The 19,421-nt window shown below is 63.3% G+C and carries 16 protein-coding genes; 6 read left to right on the forward strand and 10 right to left on the reverse strand.

Annotated features, from left to right (window positions below):
* Nucleotides 1-193 precede the first annotated feature (193 nt).
* The 7 genes from minE to EOA19_RS35480 form a co-directional block, all read right to left on the reverse strand.
* The gene (gene minE / locus EOA19_RS30705; protein WP_023813379.1) at nucleotides 194-466 is read right to left on the reverse strand and encodes a cell division topological specificity factor MinE; all 273 of its coding nucleotides are present in this window, start codon (nucleotides 464-466) and stop codon (nucleotides 194-196) included.
* On the reverse strand, nucleotides 463-1,278 hold the full coding sequence (gene minD / locus EOA19_RS30710) for a septum site-determining protein MinD (RefSeq protein WP_031213651.1): 816 nt from the start codon (nucleotides 1,276-1,278) through the stop codon (nucleotides 463-465). The genes minE and minD overlap by 4 nt, the downstream gene beginning before the upstream one ends.
* 72 nt (nucleotides 1,279-1,350) lie before the next feature.
* Nucleotides 1,351-2,160: a septum site-determining protein MinC gene (minC, locus tag EOA19_RS30715; protein WP_128305736.1), complete on the reverse strand. Its 810-nt coding sequence runs from the start codon at nucleotides 2,158-2,160 to the stop codon at nucleotides 1,351-1,353.
* A 218-nt stretch (nucleotides 2,161-2,378) separates the two neighbouring features.
* A complete protein-coding gene (locus EOA19_RS30720) occupies nucleotides 2,379-4,487 on the reverse strand; it encodes a family 16 glycosylhydrolase (RefSeq protein ID WP_128305737.1) in 2,109 nt (702 codons plus the stop codon).
* A 26-nt stretch (nucleotides 4,488-4,513) separates the two neighbouring features.
* The gene (locus EOA19_RS30725) at nucleotides 4,514-5,356 is read right to left on the reverse strand and encodes a glycosyltransferase (protein WP_206638138.1); all 843 of its coding nucleotides are present in this window, start codon (nucleotides 5,354-5,356) and stop codon (nucleotides 4,514-4,516) included.
* Between the two features lie 80 nt (nucleotides 5,357-5,436).
* On the reverse strand, nucleotides 5,437-7,071 hold the full coding sequence (locus EOA19_RS30730; protein ID WP_128305738.1) for a carbamoyltransferase C-terminal domain-containing protein: 1,635 nt from the start codon (nucleotides 7,069-7,071) through the stop codon (nucleotides 5,437-5,439).
* 117 nt (nucleotides 7,072-7,188) lie between these two features.
* On the reverse strand, nucleotides 7,189-7,539 hold the full coding sequence (locus EOA19_RS35480) for a hypothetical protein (protein WP_164893084.1): 351 nt from the start codon (nucleotides 7,537-7,539) through the stop codon (nucleotides 7,189-7,191).
* Between EOA19_RS35480 and EOA19_RS30740 the strand changes: the two genes are divergently transcribed.
* Together EOA19_RS30740 and EOA19_RS30745 are read left to right on the forward strand one after the other, a co-directional pair.
* The gene (locus EOA19_RS30740; RefSeq protein ID WP_128305739.1) at nucleotides 7,532-7,951 is read left to right on the forward strand and encodes a VOC family protein; all 420 of its coding nucleotides are present in this window, start codon (nucleotides 7,532-7,534) and stop codon (nucleotides 7,949-7,951) included. The two genes, EOA19_RS35480 and EOA19_RS30740, sit on opposite strands and share 8 nt — an antisense overlap.
* A gap of 126 nt (nucleotides 7,952-8,077) precedes the next feature.
* Nucleotides 8,078-9,031, forward strand: coding sequence for an EamA family transporter (locus EOA19_RS30745; protein WP_128305740.1), 954 nt, complete (start codon nucleotides 8,078-8,080; stop codon nucleotides 9,029-9,031).
* A 435-nt stretch (nucleotides 9,032-9,466) separates the two neighbouring features.
* On the opposite strand, the gene EOA19_RS30750 is transcribed toward EOA19_RS30745, so the two are convergent.
* Together EOA19_RS30750 and EOA19_RS30755 are read right to left on the reverse strand one after the other, a co-directional pair.
* On the reverse strand, nucleotides 9,467-9,814 hold the full coding sequence (locus EOA19_RS30750) for a DUF2934 domain-containing protein (RefSeq protein ID WP_128305741.1): 348 nt from the start codon (nucleotides 9,812-9,814) through the stop codon (nucleotides 9,467-9,469).
* Between the two features lie 90 nt (nucleotides 9,815-9,904).
* Entirely contained in the window at nucleotides 9,905-10,513 is a 609-nt protein-coding gene (locus EOA19_RS30755) for a BA14K family protein (RefSeq protein WP_128305742.1), read from the reverse strand.
* Nucleotides 10,514-10,890: 377 nt separating this feature from the next.
* On the opposite strand from EOA19_RS30755, the gene EOA19_RS30760 reads away from it, so the two are divergent.
* Genes EOA19_RS30760 through EOA19_RS30770 form a run of 3 tightly spaced genes read left to right on the forward strand, consistent with a single transcriptional unit; the run spans nucleotide 10,891 to nucleotide 16,138 of the window.
* Nucleotides 10,891-15,015 carry a Pls/PosA family non-ribosomal peptide synthetase gene (locus tag EOA19_RS30760; protein WP_128305743.1) on the forward strand — a complete coding sequence of 1,375 codons (4,125 nt, stop codon included), beginning with the start codon at nucleotides 10,891-10,893 and terminating at the stop codon, nucleotides 15,013-15,015.
* 14 nt (nucleotides 15,016-15,029) lie between these two features.
* Entirely contained in the window at nucleotides 15,030-15,497 is a 468-nt protein-coding gene (locus EOA19_RS30765; protein ID WP_245486381.1) for a GNAT family N-acetyltransferase, read from the forward strand.
* Nucleotides 15,494-16,138 carry a 4'-phosphopantetheinyl transferase superfamily protein gene (locus EOA19_RS30770; RefSeq protein WP_128305745.1) on the forward strand — a complete coding sequence of 215 codons (645 nt, stop codon included), beginning with the start codon at nucleotides 15,494-15,496 and terminating at the stop codon, nucleotides 16,136-16,138. Before EOA19_RS30765 ends, EOA19_RS30770 begins: the two co-directional genes overlap by 4 nt.
* Before the next feature lie 9 nt (nucleotides 16,139-16,147).
* Here EOA19_RS30770 and EOA19_RS30775 read toward each other — a convergent pair whose 3' ends face one another.
* Nucleotides 16,148-17,242, reverse strand: a complete 1,095-nt coding sequence (locus tag EOA19_RS30775; RefSeq protein ID WP_128305746.1) for a KamA family radical SAM protein — start codon at nucleotides 17,240-17,242, stop codon at nucleotides 16,148-16,150.
* Nucleotides 17,243-17,566: 324 nt separating this feature from the next.
* On the opposite strand from EOA19_RS30775, the gene EOA19_RS30780 reads away from it, so the two are divergent.
* A complete protein-coding gene (locus EOA19_RS30780; RefSeq protein WP_128305747.1) occupies nucleotides 17,567-19,222 on the forward strand; it encodes an acyl-CoA synthetase in 1,656 nt (551 codons plus the stop codon).
* Nucleotides 19,223-19,421: the final 199 nt, after the last annotated feature.

Consider the following 19,421-nt stretch of genomic DNA (forward strand, 5'->3'; position numbering starts at 1 on the left):
AGGCGAAGCCGCTCCACACGCGGAGGGAGCGGACTGGGCTCCCCACCTCCCCCTTGTGGGGAGGTCGGACCGCAGGTCCGGGTGGGGGGTGCTGGCGCCGCCTCCCCACCCCGATCCGCTTTGCGGATCGACTTGCCGGGGCGAGCCACCGGTCTCGCCCGTCCTTCGGACCCCCACAAGGGGGAGGGTAAAGTCACCCCGCCATGGCCATCGGCACGGCGCTCTTGTTGGGGATCTGGATGTCGATTTCCAGTGTCGACATGGTCTCGCCGCGGTCCATCGAGACCTGCAGATAGTCCTGGTCGATCTGCACATGCTTGGCAATGACGGCCATGATCTCCTCGCGCAGGATGGAGACGAGGTCGGGCTGGCTGCGGTTGCGGCGCTCGTAGGCGAGCAGCACTTGCAGCCGCTCGCGCGCCACCGGGGCGCTGGAGCGCCGCTTGAAGATGTCGAGCAGGTTCATGCCGCCCTCCTTCCCAAAAGACGATCGAGGAAGCCCTTGCGCTCGAAGGGCACGATGACGGGCAATTCCTCGCCCTCCAGCCGCCTGGCGGCGTCGATATAGGCCTTGGCGGCCGCATTGAGCGGCTCTGACAGTGTCACCGGCGAACCGAGGTTGGAGGCGCGCAGCACGTCCTGGCTTTCCGGAATGATGCCGAGCAGCGGCACCGACAGGATTTCCAGCACGTCATCGATGGACAGCATTTCGCCACGCGAGGCGCGCGCTGCATCGTAGCGCGTGACCAGCACATGCTTGGCGATCTGCTCGCCCTGCTCGGCCCGCAAGGTGCGGGCGTCGAGCAGGCCGATGATGCGGTCGGAATCGCGCACCGACGACACTTCCGGGTTGGTGACGATGACCGCCTCGTCGGCAAAGCGCATGGCGAGCTGCGCGCCGCGCTCGATGCCGGCCGGGCTGTCGCAGAACACGTAGTCGAACACCGAGCGCAGCTTGTCGATGACTTCGCCGACGCCCTCCTCGGTCAGCGCATCCTTGTCGCGCGTCTGCGAGGCCGGCAGCAGGAACAGCGTCTCGACCCGCTTGTCGCGGATCAGCGCCTGCGAGAGTTTCGCCTGGCCCTGGATGACGTTGACGAGGTCGAACACCACGCGCCGCTCGGCGCCCATGATCAGGTCGAGGTTGCGCAGGCCGACGTCAAAGTCGACCAAGGCCACCCTCTTGCCGGTCTTGGCCACGGCCGCCCCAAGGGCCGCCGTCGAGGTCGTCTTGCCGACGCCCCCCTTGCCCGAGGTGACCACCACTACCTTGCCCATTGAAAAGCCTCCGTTGTTGTTCATTTGTTTTTGGTCGAGCGACCATCGGCCGCCCCAATATCGAAACGAATGTCAGCTCAGCGTCGAAACCCGCAAGGCGTCGCCGTCGAGAAACGCCTGCACCGGCTTGCCGCGCGAAACGCCTTCCATCTCCTCGGCGGTGACGTACCAGCCGTCGACCGCCAGAAGTTCCGCCTCGTTCTTGCGGCAGAAGATGCGCGCGCCCCTGTTGCCCAGCGCACCCGCCGAAGCGCGCCCGCGCAGCGTGCCGTAGACATGGATCGAGCCCGCCGCGATGATCTCCGACCCGGAAGCGACCGAACCGAGCACGATGACATCGCCATGCGGATGCACGATCGCCTGGCCGGAGCGGATCGGCGACTTGACCATCAGCGTGCCCGAAGCTTGAACCTGCGGCTCGCTATCGCCCGCCTTGCTTGCGCCAGCCTTGCCGTCGCCGACCTTGGCCGAGCTACCCGCGTCCGCGAGTTGTTCAGGCGCCTTGCCCTCGGCCTTGTCGAAACCCTCCGCCCGCGCCTCGCGGGGCAGCAACCCATCCGTCGTCGCCTCCTTGGCGCCGACCAGCACCGGCGGCAGGTTGGGCTCGAGTGCGGTGTGGCCGTCGAGCTCGATGGCGTAGATGCGGATGCCACGATGGCCAAGCACGCCGACCAGCGATTCGATCGCGGCGACATCGGGCTTCAAGGTGTTGAGATCAAGCACCACCGGCCGCCCGGCAAAATAGCCCGGCGAGTTGCCGATCCAGTGATCCAGCCCCTCGAGCCACACGTCCAAAGGCGCTTCGGGCGTCAGCGTGAAAGCGACGAAAGAACGCGCGCGAAAACGAATGGATTTGGCCTCGAGGGGGGCGGCAAAGGTCACGGCTGGCGAATCCTTACTGAGAGGTAAACGCTAGCGGGAGGATGGTTAATGAATAGTTAATGAGGTGTGATCCGACTTGGCGGCTGTGCCAGAATTGGAAGATCCGCCAGTTGCGGCCGCTGCCTGGCGACACACTGAATGTTTTGATAGGGCCGGTGGCCGACCAAGCCGGTTTCGGTTCAGCGTATATGATAGCCACCATCGTTTTCGGTGAGTTCTCAGGCCCAAATCGATACGTTCCTGAAGGTTGCCGTCGAAGGCAGGGCGCGGTCATCGATCCGTCCGGCGAGTTCCTCCGAACGAGGAACCCACAGGTTGGCGTGCAAACGCATTGGAAGATGCGGAATTGGGGTTGGATCCCATCCCACGCGTTCGTGGACGGCTCTGCCATCTACCCACCAAGAGATGCAACCTGGACTCCAGTCGATGGCGTAAAGATGGAAGTCTAAGGAGGCGTCGAACCCGAGCTCGATACGGCAGGGCGAACCCCGATAGCCAAAACCCATCGACGCTCCATCGTCTCCAGGATTAAAATAAACATTGACTAGCATGCTGTACGGGTCATTGCCGGTCAACTCGACGTCGATCTCCTGCCGAGGCGAGTCCCGGTGAAGGAAGAAGCCGGTAACGAGGCCTGAACCTCGGGCAGCTCTTATCTCCGCCTCAAACCTTCCGTGCCCGAAAGTGCGAGCGGAGGCAAACGCGCCGGAGCGATACGGTCTATCTCCGATTGCCATCTTGCTAAGAACGAGGTGTGCCCCGCGTGCATCGTGCACCAGACCCTCCCGGGTAAATGCGGCTAGATTTCCTGGGAACGTCTCAATGCGTCCTGGGAAGAGCGGTGTCGGGGTCGTCATCATCGCCCGGACGAGGCAAGTGCCGTTGGGCTGCACAGCTTGGTCCGTTGGTAGTGACAAAGGCCAGCCGCTTCCTGGAAGAATTGCCCAAGGCGAGTCATCAATCGGACCGGCCCAAGGCGCGGCACTATTCTCGAGGCGCAGTGCTGCCGCACGGTCGTCGCGGAAGACCCTCCACTCACGCGGGGGACCGATGGGAAAAGCCTGGATCGGCGGTGCGACACCTAACAGGGCGCAAAGCGGCTGCCACGAAGCATCGCCCGACTCACAGTTTGGCAAGAATGCAATTCTGGCGGAGGGTAAACGATCTAGTTCGATCCCGCGGCCGAGACAGGCATCCGCTTCGAGCACGAACTTTGCGCTCGTGCGTCCGATTGCAGCGGAGGTCGCATCCGTCGACAGCGGAGCGTCGACGAGGGCGTCGAATGTCTCAAGGAGCGCGCTCAGATCATTTGCCCCAATCGCGTGCTCATCACCGTCGAACACCCGCACACGAAGACCGAGCATCGACAATGCCATGGCCAAACCTTCCAGGTCGCGACCGGCGGTCCACGCAAATACGGGGCCAACGGCAGCTCTGCGTGGCATATGGACGGCATTTGCATCAACGATCCCAGCTCGTGCGAGATACGGTAGGACCGAATAGCAGTTGTCCGAGCCTCCATCCGGGCGTTGCAGGATTGCTGGCGAGGACAGTGCAAGCGCACCAAGCTCATCGAAACGATAGTTGATCCACATGTCGACAGGGCCGATGACCGGCATCGAGCGCAGCAGGGTCTCCGCACCTTCTCTAGACAGGACGTAGCCTGACAGAAACCAGAGTCCACGCTTCGGGCGAAACAGGGCGTCGCAGATGTCGACACGTGCGGCCGTTCCGCCGGCGTCCTCATAGGAGAGATAGAGCAGACGCGGACCTCTCTCGCCAGAACAACGCCTGCCTGCTGCGCGCCACCCCCGGTCGATCGCTGCAGCGGCGCCGCGTCTGAACCAGACATCGTCCTCAAGCACCAGAACGTTCTCGCAGGTGCCTGCGACGATGGCCTTCCATGCCTCAATGTGCGATCGGGCGACTGCTACCTCTTGCCGCGTCATCCTGATCGGCTCGTCGACGCCAAAGCACTCCTCGAGTCTACCATCTGGTTGAACGTAGAGCTGATCGCCAAGAAAGTAAGTCTGGTCGACATCAGCCGTTGCTGCTACCTCACGACCGTCGCGAGCATCTACCGCGGCCAGCCGCCTCGCTAGGGAGGCCAGAGACGCGCCATCAGAGGTTATAAAGCGGCCTAGCTCACGTAGCGTCCGCCGCAGCCGCTGCGGTTGCCGCTCCAAATTCACGATCAGAACCATTCCGATCTTCCCCCTGCCCTTACCGAACGCCGAGATCCGACCGCCGTGTATCAGGCCGAACATGATGCGCGATGCGCGGAAGGCGAGCCTTTGTATCCGACCAAAGGTTTTCTGGAGATTCACGTCACGGACTCGCTGCGCATCAGATCTTAGCAGCCGTACACGTTGCGCCAATTGCGGGTATCCGCCCTGTAGGATAGGTCCCAGCGCATTTCCGCGATTAACGACCAATCGCGCAGTAGCTCAAAATCGAATGGAAGACCAACTAACTGCAGTTCGCGCGCGTGGACAGCCAGCGCGGCAGTAAGATTCCCCGGCCCTGTCGTGGATTGGATTTCGGGACAAAGATCATCGCTGAGCAGCCTTTCAGTCGCGCGGAAGAGCGCGCGTCGCAGGACTGGATGATCGGCAGGTGCAGCGATCGGGTCATTATTGACGTAGAAGATGCGGCCGTCCGTGGGCAGATCCGATCGCCAGATCTCGGCATTTGGCATCATTCCGCTCGCTGTGATGTCGTAACAGAGCGGCTGCATCTTAAGCTTGCCGTCCCGAAATATCTGTTTCCAGCCATCTCCGAGAAGCACGTCATCCGCATCGACGTAGAGGCCTCCTTCCGCGAGCACAAAACACATGCGCAGATAGTCGCAGCGCATCGCCGGATGGCTGCAGCGGGCGAACGCTTCGCGCTCCCGTCTGCCATAGGTGTCCGCGATATAGGCTGCAGCGCTGGCGTCGTCGAACATGTGGAACTCGAAACCATCGTCGGCAAGGCGATCCCAACTTTCGAGGCAGGCGCGAACATCCTGCGGCAGGTTGGTCGGATCGTGCCAGTATCTGACCAGCCTCCTTGGAATAGAGCCCGCCTCCACGTTGCGGTCCTCGACTGCTCTCGTCGAGACTTCTAGCTGCTGCAAGGTAATCTCGCGGATGAAAGCGGATCGAAGGTCCTCGCGCTCTTCGAAGCCGAGTGGATATGGATTCATGTCTGTCATGGGCCCCGAAGTAGCTGGTTCGAGAACTGAGGGCTTCCGCGCATGCCAACCGCCATGCAAAGTTTCTCCGCTTTCCTGCGCTAGGCTGGCAAGCGATCGACGACTTGGGCCTTTGCCGCGCTCAGGTACGCGTGGCAGCGTGGGGAACTCTTGAGAAGATGTGCTCTTCCCTCTGCGATAAAGCCGTCTAGACCATGCTCGTGAGTATATGCATCGAGATCGGTCATGTTGTTGATAAAGCCCTTGCCCTTGAAGTTGAGAGACGTGTTGCACAAGACTCCGTAGCCAGTGCGAGCCTTAAACGCGACAAGGAGGCTATAGAGGTCGTTGTTGGTATCGGGCGTGACCGTCTGAAGGCGCGCGGTTCCATTCACGTGTGTGACGGCCCGGAGTTCGTCCGTAGTCGAGCGATAGGTATACAACATATGCGGACTCTCTTGATCGCATCCGAACCATCTCTTCGCGTCATCCCGAAGGCAAACCGGGGCGATTGGGCGGAACTGTTCGCGCTGCTTGATCTCGTTTAGTCGCACTCTTGTCTCGTCACTAAACGGAGCAGCGAGAATGGATCTATTGCCTAGCGCGCGGGGACCGATCTCGTATCTGCCGTGCACCCAGCCCAGAATGAGGCCATGGGCTAGCATGTCGGCGACCCTTTCGTGATTCTTCTCGTACACCTCGTATTGACCAAAATCGATTGCGCTTTCGGCGCGAAAGCTTAGGCCCGAGTAGACGTTCCAGTCGATCTTCGGATTGCCGGTATAGCGGAACTGCGCATCGATGGCCGTGCCAATCGCCGCCCCCGAATCGTTCGCAACCGGAGGGACGAATATCTCAGAAAAGAGGCCTGTCTCCTTCCACTTGGTGTTCCAGTCGCAGTTGAGGCCGCAACCGCCCGCTATCACCAGCGGTCGCCCTTTCTCCAGATTTGTCCTCGCGAACTGGTGGAAAACGTCGAAGATCGCATCGCTGTAGATTCCCGCGAAGTTGCGGAATTCGTGATCATCCAGGCCCGCGTCGAGATGCGGCGCCTGAGCGATGCGATCGTAGTCGCTGAGCTTTGGATAGGGACCATTCAGCAGGAAGCGGAGTAGGTCCCTCTCCTCCTCGGTTGGGGCACTACGCTTCGAGAACGAGGCGAGGGCCATCAGCTTTCCCGCGTCAGAGGCGCGGGGGTACGGTCCGTGCTTGGGGAACGTAGGGTCAGCTAGGCCGTAGAGCAGTCCATATCGATTTCCCGGCTGGGACAGTACATCGGCGATTAGCGTGATGTTGAACTCAGAGTCGATATCGTAGAACGTACCTATCTCTCCTTCCCACACTAGTGCGTAACAGGCGGTTCCCTTGGGCAAAGGCGACATGCCAAACGCGCAGAGTATGTGAGACCTCTCGTGGGAGGAGGAAAAATAGTCAGCCTTGCCACGCAAAAGCCTGCCCTTATCCATGATTGCGCTGTTGGTCGAGACGCCTCGATACCCACTGTTCCTGTGGGAGCCGTGTAGATACTCGTGATGATCACGCAGCCACCAGCCACCCATGCAGATGACGTCTGGAATGACATCGAGCTCACCGATAGCATCCAGTACGTCAGCTACTGAAATCGCGGAATATCTGTAGTTGGAGTCCTTTTCTGCCTCAATGGAGAATGCCAGGCGGGAGTCCCGAAGAAAGGCTATGGCACCATCATGGCCAGCATTATACGATAGGAAATTCATATCCGGTCACTTCCCCTCCCAAAAAGCAAAAGCATTCCCTAACAGTATTCACGGTTCTGTAATGTATGAATCAATTCATAGCCCGCAAAGCAATACCGACGCATAATATATACACGTTTAATTTGGTGTCACCGCCCAGCCGATCAGCGCCCGTGCCTCGTCGCCCGACAGGCCGGCCGCCAGCGCCTCGACCTCCAGCAAGTCGGTGCCGGCGATCTCGCCGGTTTCCGGCAGCGCGTCATCCGCCGTCAGCGGCAGGGGGGCTCCCTGTCGATCTCCATCGCGCCTAGTGCCAGTGGCGCTCGCAAAAAGCGGACACCCGATGCCAAAGTGAACGCGTGCCTCGACGCCGCTGTGCTGGCGATTTAAAAAAGTTGAGATGCGATGTCGGATCCGCAGGCTGTCAACCGTCTTAAAGCAGGCGCCTGGATTGGCATCTCGACAACCAAAGGAATGATCGATGAGCAAGAAGATTTTCGTGAGCCTGCCAGTGGCCGACGTGAAGGCATCCATGGCGTTCTATGAATCTCTCGGGTTCAAGAACAATCCCAGGTTCACCAGCGAGGCGGCGGCGGGGATGGTGTGGAGCGAAAACATCAATTTCATGCTGCTCAGCCGTGAAAAATGGCAGACGATGACCACGCGCCCCATCCCGCCATCGACGTCCAGCGAGGTCATGCTGGCGCTGTCCCTGGACAGCCGCGCGGCGGTCGATGCGATGGCCGCAGCTGCCGCCGCGAATGGTGGCACCGCCGACATCAATCCGATCGAGGATCACGGGTTCATGTATACCCGCGACCTCGCTGATCCCGATGGCCATGCCGTGGGCGCGATGTGGATGGACGTTTCCGCAATGCCTTCCGGCGACAAGGCGGACTGACATCGTTACTCCATCGAGGACATAGGCCGCCGAGCTCGGATTCCCCACCCCTTCAAAACGGATGCACGCCCCCACGACACAGGCTATGTTGCCCCGTCTGGCCGAAATCATCGAAGGGGGCATGACATGCAGGCAGTGCCGATAGCGCATGAATCCTCGCAACCCGTGGTAGGCCCCTCCCTGGCCGGCTATCCGGCCGCCGTCCTGTGCTGGCTGCTTTCGGCCGGTGTCTATATCGCGGCCAAATGGGTGGCGCTCGAAATGCCGCCCTGGGGCCTCTGCTTCTGGCGGCTCACGCTTGCCTGCGCCATCCTGCTGCCAATCGTGCACCGCCATCACGAGGCGATGATCGGGCTTTTGCGAACCCGCGCCCTGGAGGTCGTCGCCGTGGGGGCGATCGGCCTCACGCTCTGCCAGGGTATGATCTACCATGGTCTCAACCACACCGACGCCACCACGGCCCGCATCATCATGGCGCTGTCGCCTGTCATGACGATGGTGCTCGCCCGTTTCGTGCTTGGCGAGCCGCTCGGGCAGTGGAAGTCGCTTGGCGCGCTGGTTGCGCTTGCCGGGATGATTTTCATCGTTGCCCACGGCGACCTGACGGCGCTGCTGCAACTCAAGGTCAACGCCGGCGAGTTGTGGATCGTCGGCAGCGCGTTCTGCTGGGGCCTCTACACCGTGCTTTTGCGCCGTGCCAAATTCGGCATCGAACTCCTGCCGATGGTCGTGCTGCTGCTCGGCGCCGGTGCGCTGGTCGCCTTGCCTTTCCATCTGTGGGAATTGTTCAACGACGAACGCTCCGCCATGAACCTCCACAGCCTTCTCGCGCTCGCCTATCTGGCTGGCCCCGGCGGCGCCCTGATGTACTATCTCTACAACAAAAGCGTGCAAACGCTGGGCGCGAGCCGGGCGAGCATGCTGCTCTACCTGCAGACGGTGTTCGTGGCTATCCTCGCCTATCTGCTGCTCGGCGAAGGCTTGCACGATTACGATCTGGTCGGTGCGGCCTTCATCGTCGCCGGCATCGTCCTCGCCACAATGGTCAAGCCCAGGCCGGCCGAACCACGCGCGGCGTAGAAATCTTGCGGGCGAGAGATCTTGCGGGCGAGAGATCTTGCAGGTGACGACTGTGCGGCGGGTCAACAAAAAACCCGCCTTTGCGGCGGGTCACTGGCGCAAATCAGCACCATAGGCAGAAATGTAGCATAGCTGCCCTCACCCGTCAAGAAAAAATTCCTATCGACGTCAGCACCGGCTGCTCGCCGGACCCGTGCATTCCCGACCAACAGCCAGCGGCGCAATTGCGGTGGAGGCCGACATTCGAACGAAAGTAAATTCAGATCCAGCTTGACGGAACATTAGCTATAGCTAATTGTTGATCTGTGCGGCAGGTGGTGCCCTCCATCGCCTGCCGAAGATCGGCCGTCCGATCGGCCCGCGTCCTCCGCCAGAGGCGCGGGCTTTCGGGGCCGCCGCGCAATCCAGCCGGTATTTCCATCCTTCAGCTTTCGATCATTTGGCCAGTCCCTCATCGGGGTTTCGCCGCCTTTTGGCCTTGAGGCTGCGGGCGGCTTGCTCCACCGCGGCGCGGTCGTTGCCGAGGCGGTCGAGCAGTTCCTGTGCCTCGTCGCCCGATATGCCGGTGCGCACCGCCAGCGCCTCGACCTCCAGCACGTCGGTGCTGGCGATCTCGCCGGTTTCAGGCAGCGCATCGTCCGCCGTCAGCGGCAGGGCTGCCTCGCGGTCGATCTCGGCCTCGGCCTGGTGCCAGTGCCGCTCAGGGTCGCCTTGCATGCGGCCTTCCCGTTCCCAGATCTGGTAGGCGCGCTCACGAATTCTGTCGTCCCGGTCGTCGCTCATGGTCAGTCCTCCTTGGGGTCAGAGTTGAACGCCGCGCCAATGCGGACGCTCCGGATAATCCGCGCGATCGGATCGTGCGGCGCGCGGGCTCTACTGGCATTGCCGCCTCGGGCCGCCGGAATATGGCTGGTAGGAGTTGTCTTCCGGGCGGTAGGAGCGGTAGCGGCTGAAGCAGTAATCGACATGGTCGGCCGAAAGTGCTTCGCCGCCACCATCGGCAACGTAGACGCCCAGGCCGGCGCCGTTTTCGTCGCCATCGCCGGCAACCAGCGGGACAGGCTGACCGGCGGCTTGAAGATAGGGCGAGATGCAGGGGCGCAGCTGCCCGCTGTAGGAGCGATAGCTGTTGTCGTCCGGATGGTAGGAGCGATAGCGGCTGGCGCACCAGGCGAGATGCGGACGCGGCAGGTCGGTCGCCTTGGGCGCGATGGCGCCGGTGACGGTGGGGTCAGGCGGTGTTTGCTGCGGTTTAGCGGAGATGTCCGTCGGCGCGGGCGGGGCGGCCGGCAAGCGCTCAAGGCCCTGCCCGGCTTTGTTCACCGGCAGCGCCTTCTTGGTCCACAGCTCCGCCACGCTGACAGTGGCCGTTGCCTGGCGCGGCGGCTTCGCGGCAAGCAGCCAGGCGGCGAAGCCCAGTCCGCTGCCGAAGACCGCAAGGGTCAGCACGAAGCCGCAGACCAGTCCCAAAACCGCTTTCACGACACGCTCCTTAAGTCCCTGCTCATAGAATGCGGGGCCTCAAGGCTGGTTCCTGAAAAAGGCCGGCGCCGGAGCTGCCAATCTCCCCATAAGTGGGGGTTGAGAAGTGGTCCGCGTAGCGGACGGAAAGCCAATTGCTTGGCTTTCCGAACGACGAACGGCCGGCAGGCCAGAGGGGGGCGCCGTAGGGCGCGACGGGCGGAGGCTTCCCTCCCCCGCAAGCCCCGACAAAGAGGGCCAAAACCCCCGCCCAGACACAGTTCAGAAACAATATTCAACAGTTCGGAAAAACTGGCGAAAAGATCGGATGGCATAAGCATCCCACAACAACTGGAAAAATGGCCGTGCCGGGCGATGCCCGGCCTGGACGGGAAAGTATGGAAATGGATCACGGTGTCGATATCGCCGAACTGGACGCGGAACGATCGGGGCTGGAAAGCGGCCTGGCAGGTGTCGATGCGCTGGTAAGAACGGCCCCCGCGACAGCCAGGCGCGGGCAGATCCTGACGGGCGCCGACTTTGCCCGGCACGGCCTCCCCGGCGAGCGGCTCGACACCGTCTTCGAACAGCTCGCCGAAATGTTTGCAGCGCTGCCGGCGGTGATCTCCGACGGGCGTGTCTGGACCTATCGTGAACTGGACAGCCGGGCCAACCAGTTCGCCCGCCTGCTGGTCAAGCGCGGCGTGCGACCGGGCCACCGCGTCGGGCTCATTCTCGACCGCTCGGCGGAGACCTATGTCGCGCTGCTCGCCGTGATGAAGGCAGGTGCTGCCTTCGTGCCGCTGGCCACCGCTTTTCCCGAGGAGCGGATGGCGCTCATCATCGAAGACGCCGGCGTCAGCCTGATCGTCACCATCGCCGCCTATGCGTCGCGCGCCGGCCAGCTGCCGGTCCCGCATCTGCTGATCGACAGCACTGCCGCCGAAATCTCCAAAGAGTCCGGCGCGCCGCTGAAGCCGAATGCGAAGGCCGCTTCATCAGACGACACCTGCTACATCCTCTACACCTCGGGCACCACAGGCAAGCCCAAGGGCGTGGTCATCAAGCACCAGAGTTTCGTCAACTTCATCCGCGTCGCCGCCGCCTCCTATGGCTACCGGCCGGGCGACCGCGTCTATCAGGGCATGACCATCGCCTTCGACTTTTCCTCCGAAGAGATCTGGGTGCCGTTCGTCGCCGGCGCTACGGTGGTGCCGGCACCGGGCCAGATGCCGCTGGTGGGCGAGGAACTGGCCGATTTCCTGCGGCTCCATGACATCACCTGCATCGCCTGCAGCCCGACGCTGCTGTCGTCGATGACGTCAGATGTGCCCAGCCTGCGCACGCTGCTGGTCGGCGGCGAGGCCTGCCCGCACAATCTGGTGGTGCGCTGGTCGAAGCCGGGGCGGCAGATCCTGAACACCTATGGGCCGACCGAGGCGACCGTCACCGCTACAATGGGCGCGCTGACGCCGGACAGTCCCGTCACCATCGGCGCGCCGCTGCCGACCTACTCGATCGTCATTCTCGACGCTTCGCTGCCGCAGCTTGCCGAGCCGGGCGAACTGGGCGAGATCGGCATTGCCGGCATCGGGCTCGCGGTCGGCTATCTCAACAGGCCCGACCTGACCGAACAGAAATTCATCGCCGATTTCGTCGGCCTGCCGAACAACCCGTCGAAGCGCATCTACCGGACCGGCGACCTTGGCCGCATCAACGACCAGGGCGAGATCGAATATAACGGCCGCATCGACACCCAGGTGAAGATCCGCGGCTACCGCATCGAGCTCGGCGAGATCGAGGCGGTGCTGCTCGACCAGCCCGAAATCGCCCAAGCCGCCGTCACCACTTGGGAGATCGAGCCCGGTCGCGTCGAACTCGTCGCCTATTACGCTGCGAAGGCCGGCCAACCGGAGATCTCGCGCGCTGACCTCGCCAGGACGATGAAGCGGCGCCTGCCCGACTACATGGTGCCCTCCTATCTGGAGGAACTGCCGGCCATCCCGATGACGGTTTCCAACAAGGTGGATTTGCGCCAGCTGCCGAAGCCGACAAGTGTGCGGCTTTCGGGCGATCGCGCCATGGTCGCGCCCGGCAATGACGACGAGCGTTTCCTGGCCGACGCACTGGCCGCCGTATTGAAATTCGAAGACGTGTCCGTCGAGGACAATTTCTTCGACGATCTCGGCGCCAACTCGCTGCTGATGGCGCATTTCTGCGCCCGCCTGCGCACCAGGAAGGAATGGGCGACGGCGTCGATGCGCGACATCTATCTCCACCCGACCGTGGCGCGGCTGGCGCTTCACCTGGGCGTGGCCGACGAGATGGCGACGGCCACCAACGAGCCCGTCCTCACCCGCCGGGCCTCGAACTTCGCCTACTGGACCTGCGGCGCCGCACAGCTGCTGTTCTACGCGCTCTACAGCTATGGCGCCCTGTGGGCGGTCAATGACGGCCTCAACTGGATGTATGACGCGCTCGACGATCCGCTGCAGCTGTACATCAGGTGCGTGGCGCTTTCGGCCGCCGTGTTCTTCGGCATGTCGGGCTTTGCCGTCATCGCCAAATGGGTGCTCGTCGGCCGCTGGAAGGCGGAGGCGTTTCCCATCTGGGGCGTGCGTTACTTCCGCTTCTGGGTGGTCAAGACATTGATCCGCACCGCGCCCGTCGTGCTGTTCCGCGGCAGCCCGCTCTACAGCATCTATCTGCAGCTTCTCGGCACCAAGCTTGGCAAGAACGCCGTCATCGAATCGAAATCCGTGCCCGTCTGCACGGATCTCATTTCGATCGGCGCCAACACTATCCTGCGCAAGGAATCGATGATTCTCGGCTTCCGGGCGCAGTCCGGCTATATCCACACCGGGCCGCTGACCATCGGCCGCGACGCCTTTGTCGGCGTCGGCTCCACGCTCGACATCGACACGAGGATCGGCAACGGCGCCCAGCTCGGCCATTCGTCCTCGCTGCACCGCGGCCAAAGCATCCCCGACGGCGAACGCTGGCATGGGTCGCCGGCCGTGCCGACCACGGCCGACTATTGCAAGGTGCGCAATGTCGATCCGTCCAACATCCGGCGCTTCCTGTTCGAAGCGGTTCAGCTGATCGGGCTGTTTGCCATCGTCACCCCCTTGCCGCTCTTGTTCCACAGCTATTGGGAAAATGTCGGCGACGACTACCAGGAAACCATCGGCGTCGTCGCGATCGGCACCACGGTTACGCTGTTCGGCTACATGGCCGCATCCTTTCTGGCGGCGACGCTGGTGCCGCGCCTGGTCAGCCTGCTGTTGAAGCCCGGCCGCACCTACACGCTGTACGGCTTCCGCTACTGGCTGCAGACTGTCGCCGAATTCTCGAGCAACTCCCGCGTGCTCGGCCTGCTGGCCGGCGACAGCTCGGCGATCGTGCACTACATGCGAGCCATCGGCTGGAACCTCAACAAGGTGGTGCAGACCGGCTCCAATTTCGGCTCCAACCAGCAGCACGAAAACCCGCTTCTGTGCGAGATCGGCACCGAGACCATGGTGTCGGACGGCCTGTTCATGATCAACATGCACAAATCCGCCGCCGCCTTCCGGCTCGAGCCGACGAGGATCGGCGAGCGCAACTATCTCGGCAACAACATCTATTATCCGCCGGACGGGCGCACCGGCGACAACGTCCTGCTCGGCACCAAGGTGATGATCCCCATCGACGGGCCGCTGCGCGAGAATGTCGGGCTTCTGGGTTCGCCGGCATTTGAAATCCCGCGCATGGTGAACCGCGACAAGGAACTCATCGCCGGCATCGACGAGGACGACCGGCGCCGGCGCATCCCGTTGAAGAACCGCCACAATCTGGTGACGATCCTGCTGTTCGTGGCAACGCAATGGATCATGTTGTTCGCCACGCTGGCGATCTGGGACCGGGCGCTGAACTACTATACCGAATGGGCTGAAGTCGCACTGTTCGTCGCCGTGCTTTTGACCTCGGCGATCACCATTCCGTTCTACATCTTCGTGGAACGGGCGAGCCTTGGTTTCGGCCGGCTGAAGCCGCAGATGACGACGATCTACGACGTCACGTTCTGGCGCCACGAACGCCACTGGAAGCTGGCGGATTCGCCGATCGTGCGCCTGTTCGCCGGCACGCCGTTCCGCCCGATGATCCTGCGCATGCTGGGCGTCAAGATCGGCAGCCGTGTCTATGACGGCGGCAGCAATCTGACCGAACGCTCGCTGGTGGAGATCGGCGACGACGCCACCCTCAACGAGGGCTGCGTCATCCAGGCCCATTCGCTGGAAGAAGGCGCCTTCAAGTCCGACTTCATCCGCATCGGCAGGGGCTGCACGCTCGGACCTTCAGCCTTTGTCCATTACGGCGTGGTGATGGGCGAAGGCTCGGTGGTCGATGTCGACTCCTTCGTCATGAAGGGCGAAGAGCTGGAGCCCAACTCCATATGGCGTGGCAACCCGGCCAAGCTGCATCGCTTCGTCGAACCGATCACCGACGATGGCTCCAAGGCATCGGCCAGGGCATCGGCTTGAAAAAGGGTATCGGCTTGAACACCGGAGACATCCGTCTGGTTGCCGTGACCGAGGCCAACCGTGCCCTGGTCACGGCCCTGGAACTGGCTCCGGAGCAGAGGGATTTCGTCGCCGGCAATGCGGAGTCGCTGGAAGAAGCCGAAACCGACAAAGACGCGCGGCCACGCGTCGTCATGGCCGGGACCCGTGTCGTCGGTTTCCTCATGTACGAGGCGCCCGAGGATGACGACGAGGCGCGCATCTACCGCTTCATGATCGACCGCGCCTCTCAAGGCAAAGGTTACGGCAAGGCCGCGCTGCGCGAAGTGCTGGACGAAATCCAGGGGCTCGGCCACATCAGCCACGTCTCGATCTGCTACGAACCGGACAATGAGGCCGCGCGAAACCTCTATCGCAGCGCCGGTTTCATCGAAGAAGGGCTCGACGAGGACGGAGAGATGATCGCCGATCTCGCTTTGCCGGCAGGGATGCAAGGGCCGTGACGCGGCTGCCCGAGGAAATCGCCTTGGCCGAAGCGATCGCCGCCATCGCACCATCGGGAGTCCGGATCGGATGCCGGCTCATACGCGACGGCGACGACGCCCATCTGCTGCCTGGGGAAGCGCATTCCATCCCCGCGCGTCAGCCTGGCATGCGGCGCGCCAGCGGCGCGGCCCGGTGGATCGCGCACGGACTGCTGGCGGAGCTTGGCGTCGGCGACGTCGCCATCCTGCGCTCGCCAACCGGCGCGCCGGTCTGGCCCGACGGAATAACCGGTTCGCTCGCGCACGACGACGACATGGCCGTGGCGGCGATTGCACCGATTGGCGATATCGCCTCGCTCGGCATCGACGTCGAGCCCGCGCAGCCTCTCCCGGATGACATTTTGGCGCTCGTGACAACACCCGCGGACCGCACGGACGCAGCCGACCGGCATCTTGCCGGCCGCATCCTCTTTGCCGCCAAGGAAGCCGTCTACAAGGCCGTCTATCCGCTCGATCGCAAGGTGCTGGGCTATGAGGACATCACCATCGACCTGAACGCAGGCTGCGCGACGACGAAGACGGGCCGCAAGGCCAGCCTCGCCTACTGCGTTGCCCCGCGCGTGGTGGTGCTGGCATTTGTCGAGAAAAACGCACGGTAGCGCGCAGCCCTATTGGCCAACGACCTCCGTATACGCCCTCACCTCGCCATCGAGCCCGCGCAGCCGCCAGTTCTCGCCGTCCCGTCCCTCGACATGGCAAGGCCCGATCGGCACCTTGCCGCCGCCTTCCGGCAGGTCGAGCACATAGACGGGGTTGCAGATGCCCGACAGCCGCGCCCGCAGCGCTTCAGTCAGCGCCTGTCCCCGCGCGATCGTCGTGCGTCGGTGCGCCATGCCGCGCGCGAGGTCGCCATGGTGCAGGTAGTAGGGTTTGACGCCGAGGCGGTACATCAGCTCGCGGCAGAGTTCTTCCAGCGCCTCGATGCTGTCGTTGACGCCCTTGAGCAGAACGCTCTGGTTCAGCAGCACGAAGCCGGCTTGCCGAAGCGTGCGGCAGGCGGCCTCGGTTGCGTCGGTGATCTCGCGCGCGTGGTTGAAATGGGTGACGACAGTGACCATCAGCCGGCCCTGCAGCGCCGCGACGAGCCCTGATGTAATGCGCGACGGCAGCACCACCGGCACGCGCGTATGGATGCGCAGCAGCCGCACATGGGGGATCGCTTCGATGCGCGCGAAGATTTCGGCCAGTGCCTTGTCGGGCAGCGACAGCGGATCGCCGCCGGTCAGGATCACCTCACGGATTTCGGGGTGATCCGCGATATAGGCCAGCGCCGGTTCCAGCGCCTGGCGCGTGTAGCCGCGGCCGATCGCGGTCAGCGATTCCTTGCGGAAGCAGAACCGGCAATAGACGGCGCATTGATAGGTCGGGAACAGCAGCACCCGGTCGGCATGGCGATGCGTCAATCGCGGCACCGGGCTGAATTCATGGTCGGCGATCGGATCGTCGAGTTCGCCTTCCACCTCCTCCAGTTCCTGCGGAGAGGGGATGACCTGCGCCCGGATCGGATCGGCCGGGTCGTTCCAGTCGATCAGGTCCAGATAGGCTTTGGGCGCACGCACCTTGTGGTTCACCGCCGCCGCTTGCGCCGCCACGCGCTCAGCTGGCGACAACGGCAGGGACGCCAGATCGCGCACGTGGCGCACGCCGGCGCGAATTTCGGCCTGCCAGGCGGTGTCGGGGTGGAATTTGGTGTCTGTGGTCATCGGAGTTTCTCGGGCGGGTATATTTGGGCCGGACCTATCCGCTGGATGACTGATTAGGTCAACCACGCAGATTGTCAGCGCTGTGATCCTTCACACCCCCCTCTGTCCTGCCGGACATCTCCCCCGCAAGGGGGGAGATTGGATGTCGTTGAGGCGCCGATCTCCCCCTTGCGGGGGAGATGCCCGGCAGGGCAGAGGGGGGTGTTCAAGCACCAACCTTCCCACCCACCAACTTTCGCCGCATCGACCACGCCCACAATTTCGGGCAAGTTCACACGCGACAGCGCCGCATGGGGAGATGCGGCGCAGCCAGGGAGGACTGCCATGACCAACACACCGGCGCTGTCGCGCTATGTCGATGCCGTTGCTCACTTTCGCATCGACGATGAGATCGCAAGACTTCACGGCGATCCCGCGACGGGCATCAACGCCTGCATCGAATGCTGCGATCGCCATACCGGCCAGAACCGGCTGGCGCTGCGCGCCATCTCCGTCGGTGGCGAGCTGCGGGAGTTCAGCTTCGACGATCTCAAGGAGATGTCGGCGCGCGTCGGCAACATGCTGAAAGCGGCTGGTGTCGGCTCCGGCGACATCGTCGCCGGCATGCTGCCGCGCATTCCCGAACTGGTGGCACTCATCCTCGGCACCTGGCGTATCGGCGCGGTCTACCAGCCGCTGTTCGCCGCCTTTGGCCCCAAGGCCATCGACCACCGGCTGAAGACCAGCGGCGCGAAGCTCGTCGTCACCAACATGGCCAATCGCGGCAAACTCGACGAGGTGGAGGATTGCCCTCGGGTTGCGACCATCCTTGCCCCAGGCGAAGCCCTGCCGGCCGGCGACATCGATTTCCGCGCCGCCTTTGCCGCCGTCTCGCCTGACTGCCAGCCGGTGATGCGCAAGGGCGACGATTTGTTCATGATGATGTCGACCTCGGGCACGACAGGTTTCCCCAAGGGCGTTCCGGTGCCGCTCAGCGCGCTGCTGGCCTTCGGCGCCTATATGCGCGATGCCATCGGGCTGCGGCCCGCCGACGTCTTCTGGAACATCGCCGATCCCGGCTGGGCCTACGGCCTCTATTACGCCATAACAGGCCCGCTGCTGCTTGGCATCGCCACGACCTTCAACGAGGGCGCCTTCACCGCCAGGAGCACCTACGACATCATCGAGCGCCTCGGCGTCACCAGCCTTGCCGGCTCGCCCACCGCCTTCCGCCTGCTGCTGGCCGAAGGACCCGAGGCCGCCGCCCGCGTCAAGGGCCGCCTGCGTGTGGTGAGCAGCGCCGGCGAGCCGCTCAACCCGGAGGTGATCCGCTGGTTCGACGCTCATCTCGCCGCCGCCATCCACGACCATTACGGCCAGACCGAGAACGGCATGATGGTCAACAACCATCACGGCCTGTCGCACCCCGTACGCCACGGCTCGGCCGGCTTTGCCATGCCGGGCTACCGCGTCGTCGTGCTCGACGAGGCCGGCAACGAGCTTAGCCCCAACCAGCCCGGCATTCTCGCCGTCGACATCGCCAACTCGCCGCTGCGCTGGTTCGGCGGCTATCATCAGGCCGAAACCCCTGCCATTGCGGGTGGCTATTACCGCACCGGCGACACGGTCGAGTTCGAGCCCGACGGTTCGATCTCCTTCATCGGCCGCGCCGACGACGTCATCACCTCGGCCGGCTACCGCATCGGCCCGTTCGACGTCGAAAGCGCGCTGCTCGAGCATCCGGCGGTCAACGAGGCAGCGGTCGTCGGCGTGCCCGATCCGCAGCGCACCGAAATCGTCAAGGCCTTCGTCGTTCTGGCGCCCGCCTTTCGAGGCAGCGAGGCGCTGGCCGAGGAACTGGCGCAGCATGTCCGCAAGCGCCTCTCGGCCCACGCCTATCCGCGCGAAGTCGAGTTCGTCAGCGAGTTGCCGAAGACGCCGAGCGGCAAGATCCAGCGGTTCCTGCTGAGGAAGGCCGAGGTGGAGAAGCGGAAGGGGTGACGCTGCCGATCTCCCCACTTGTGGCAGGGCTATCGCATATGGATTCTTGCGAAGAAGAACCCCCACCCTAACCCTCCCCACAAGGGGGAGGGAATGCTGCCGCGTGTCTTTAATTCTTGTTGGCGCCGAAAAGACAGGCGATGCTTCTGGGTCAGCGCCAACGGAAGTCTCCCTTCCCCTTTTGGGGAGGGGTTAGGGG

Origin of the sequence: Mesorhizobium sp. M7A.F.Ca.US.010.02.1.1 (assembly GCF_004023085.1) — a bacterium.
In the GTDB taxonomy this organism is placed as follows: Bacteria; Pseudomonadota; Alphaproteobacteria; order Rhizobiales; family Rhizobiaceae; genus Mesorhizobium.

Excerpts from the sequence above, each read along its gene's own strand:
- EOA19_RS30775 (WP_128305746.1), bottom strand. The coding sequence starts at position 17,242 with ATGACCACAGACACCAAATTCCACCCCGACACCGCCTGGCAGGCCGAA.
- EOA19_RS30745 (WP_128305740.1), top strand. The coding sequence starts at position 8,078 with ATGCAGGCAGTGCCGATAGCGCATGAATCCTCGCAACCCGTGGTAGGC.
- EOA19_RS30725 (WP_206638138.1), bottom strand. The coding sequence starts at position 5,356 with ATGACAGACATGAATCCATATCCACTCGGCTTCGAAGAGCGCGAGGAC.
- minE (WP_023813379.1), bottom strand. The coding sequence starts at position 466 with ATGAACCTGCTCGACATCTTCAAGCGGCGCTCCAGCGCCCCGGTGGCG.
- minD (WP_031213651.1), bottom strand. The coding sequence starts at position 1,278 with ATGGGCAAGGTAGTGGTGGTCACCTCGGGCAAGGGGGGCGTCGGCAAG.
- EOA19_RS30740 (WP_128305739.1), top strand. The coding sequence starts at position 7,532 with ATGAGCAAGAAGATTTTCGTGAGCCTGCCAGTGGCCGACGTGAAGGCA.
- EOA19_RS30780 (WP_128305747.1), top strand. The coding sequence starts at position 17,567 with ATGACCAACACACCGGCGCTGTCGCGCTATGTCGATGCCGTTGCTCAC.
- EOA19_RS30760 (WP_128305743.1), top strand. The coding sequence starts at position 10,891 with ATGGAAATGGATCACGGTGTCGATATCGCCGAACTGGACGCGGAACGA.
- EOA19_RS30730 (WP_128305738.1), bottom strand. The coding sequence starts at position 7,071 with ATGAATTTCCTATCGTATAATGCTGGCCATGATGGTGCCATAGCCTTT.
- EOA19_RS30750 (WP_128305741.1), bottom strand. The coding sequence starts at position 9,814 with ATGAGCGACGACCGGGACGACAGAATTCGTGAGCGCGCCTACCAGATC.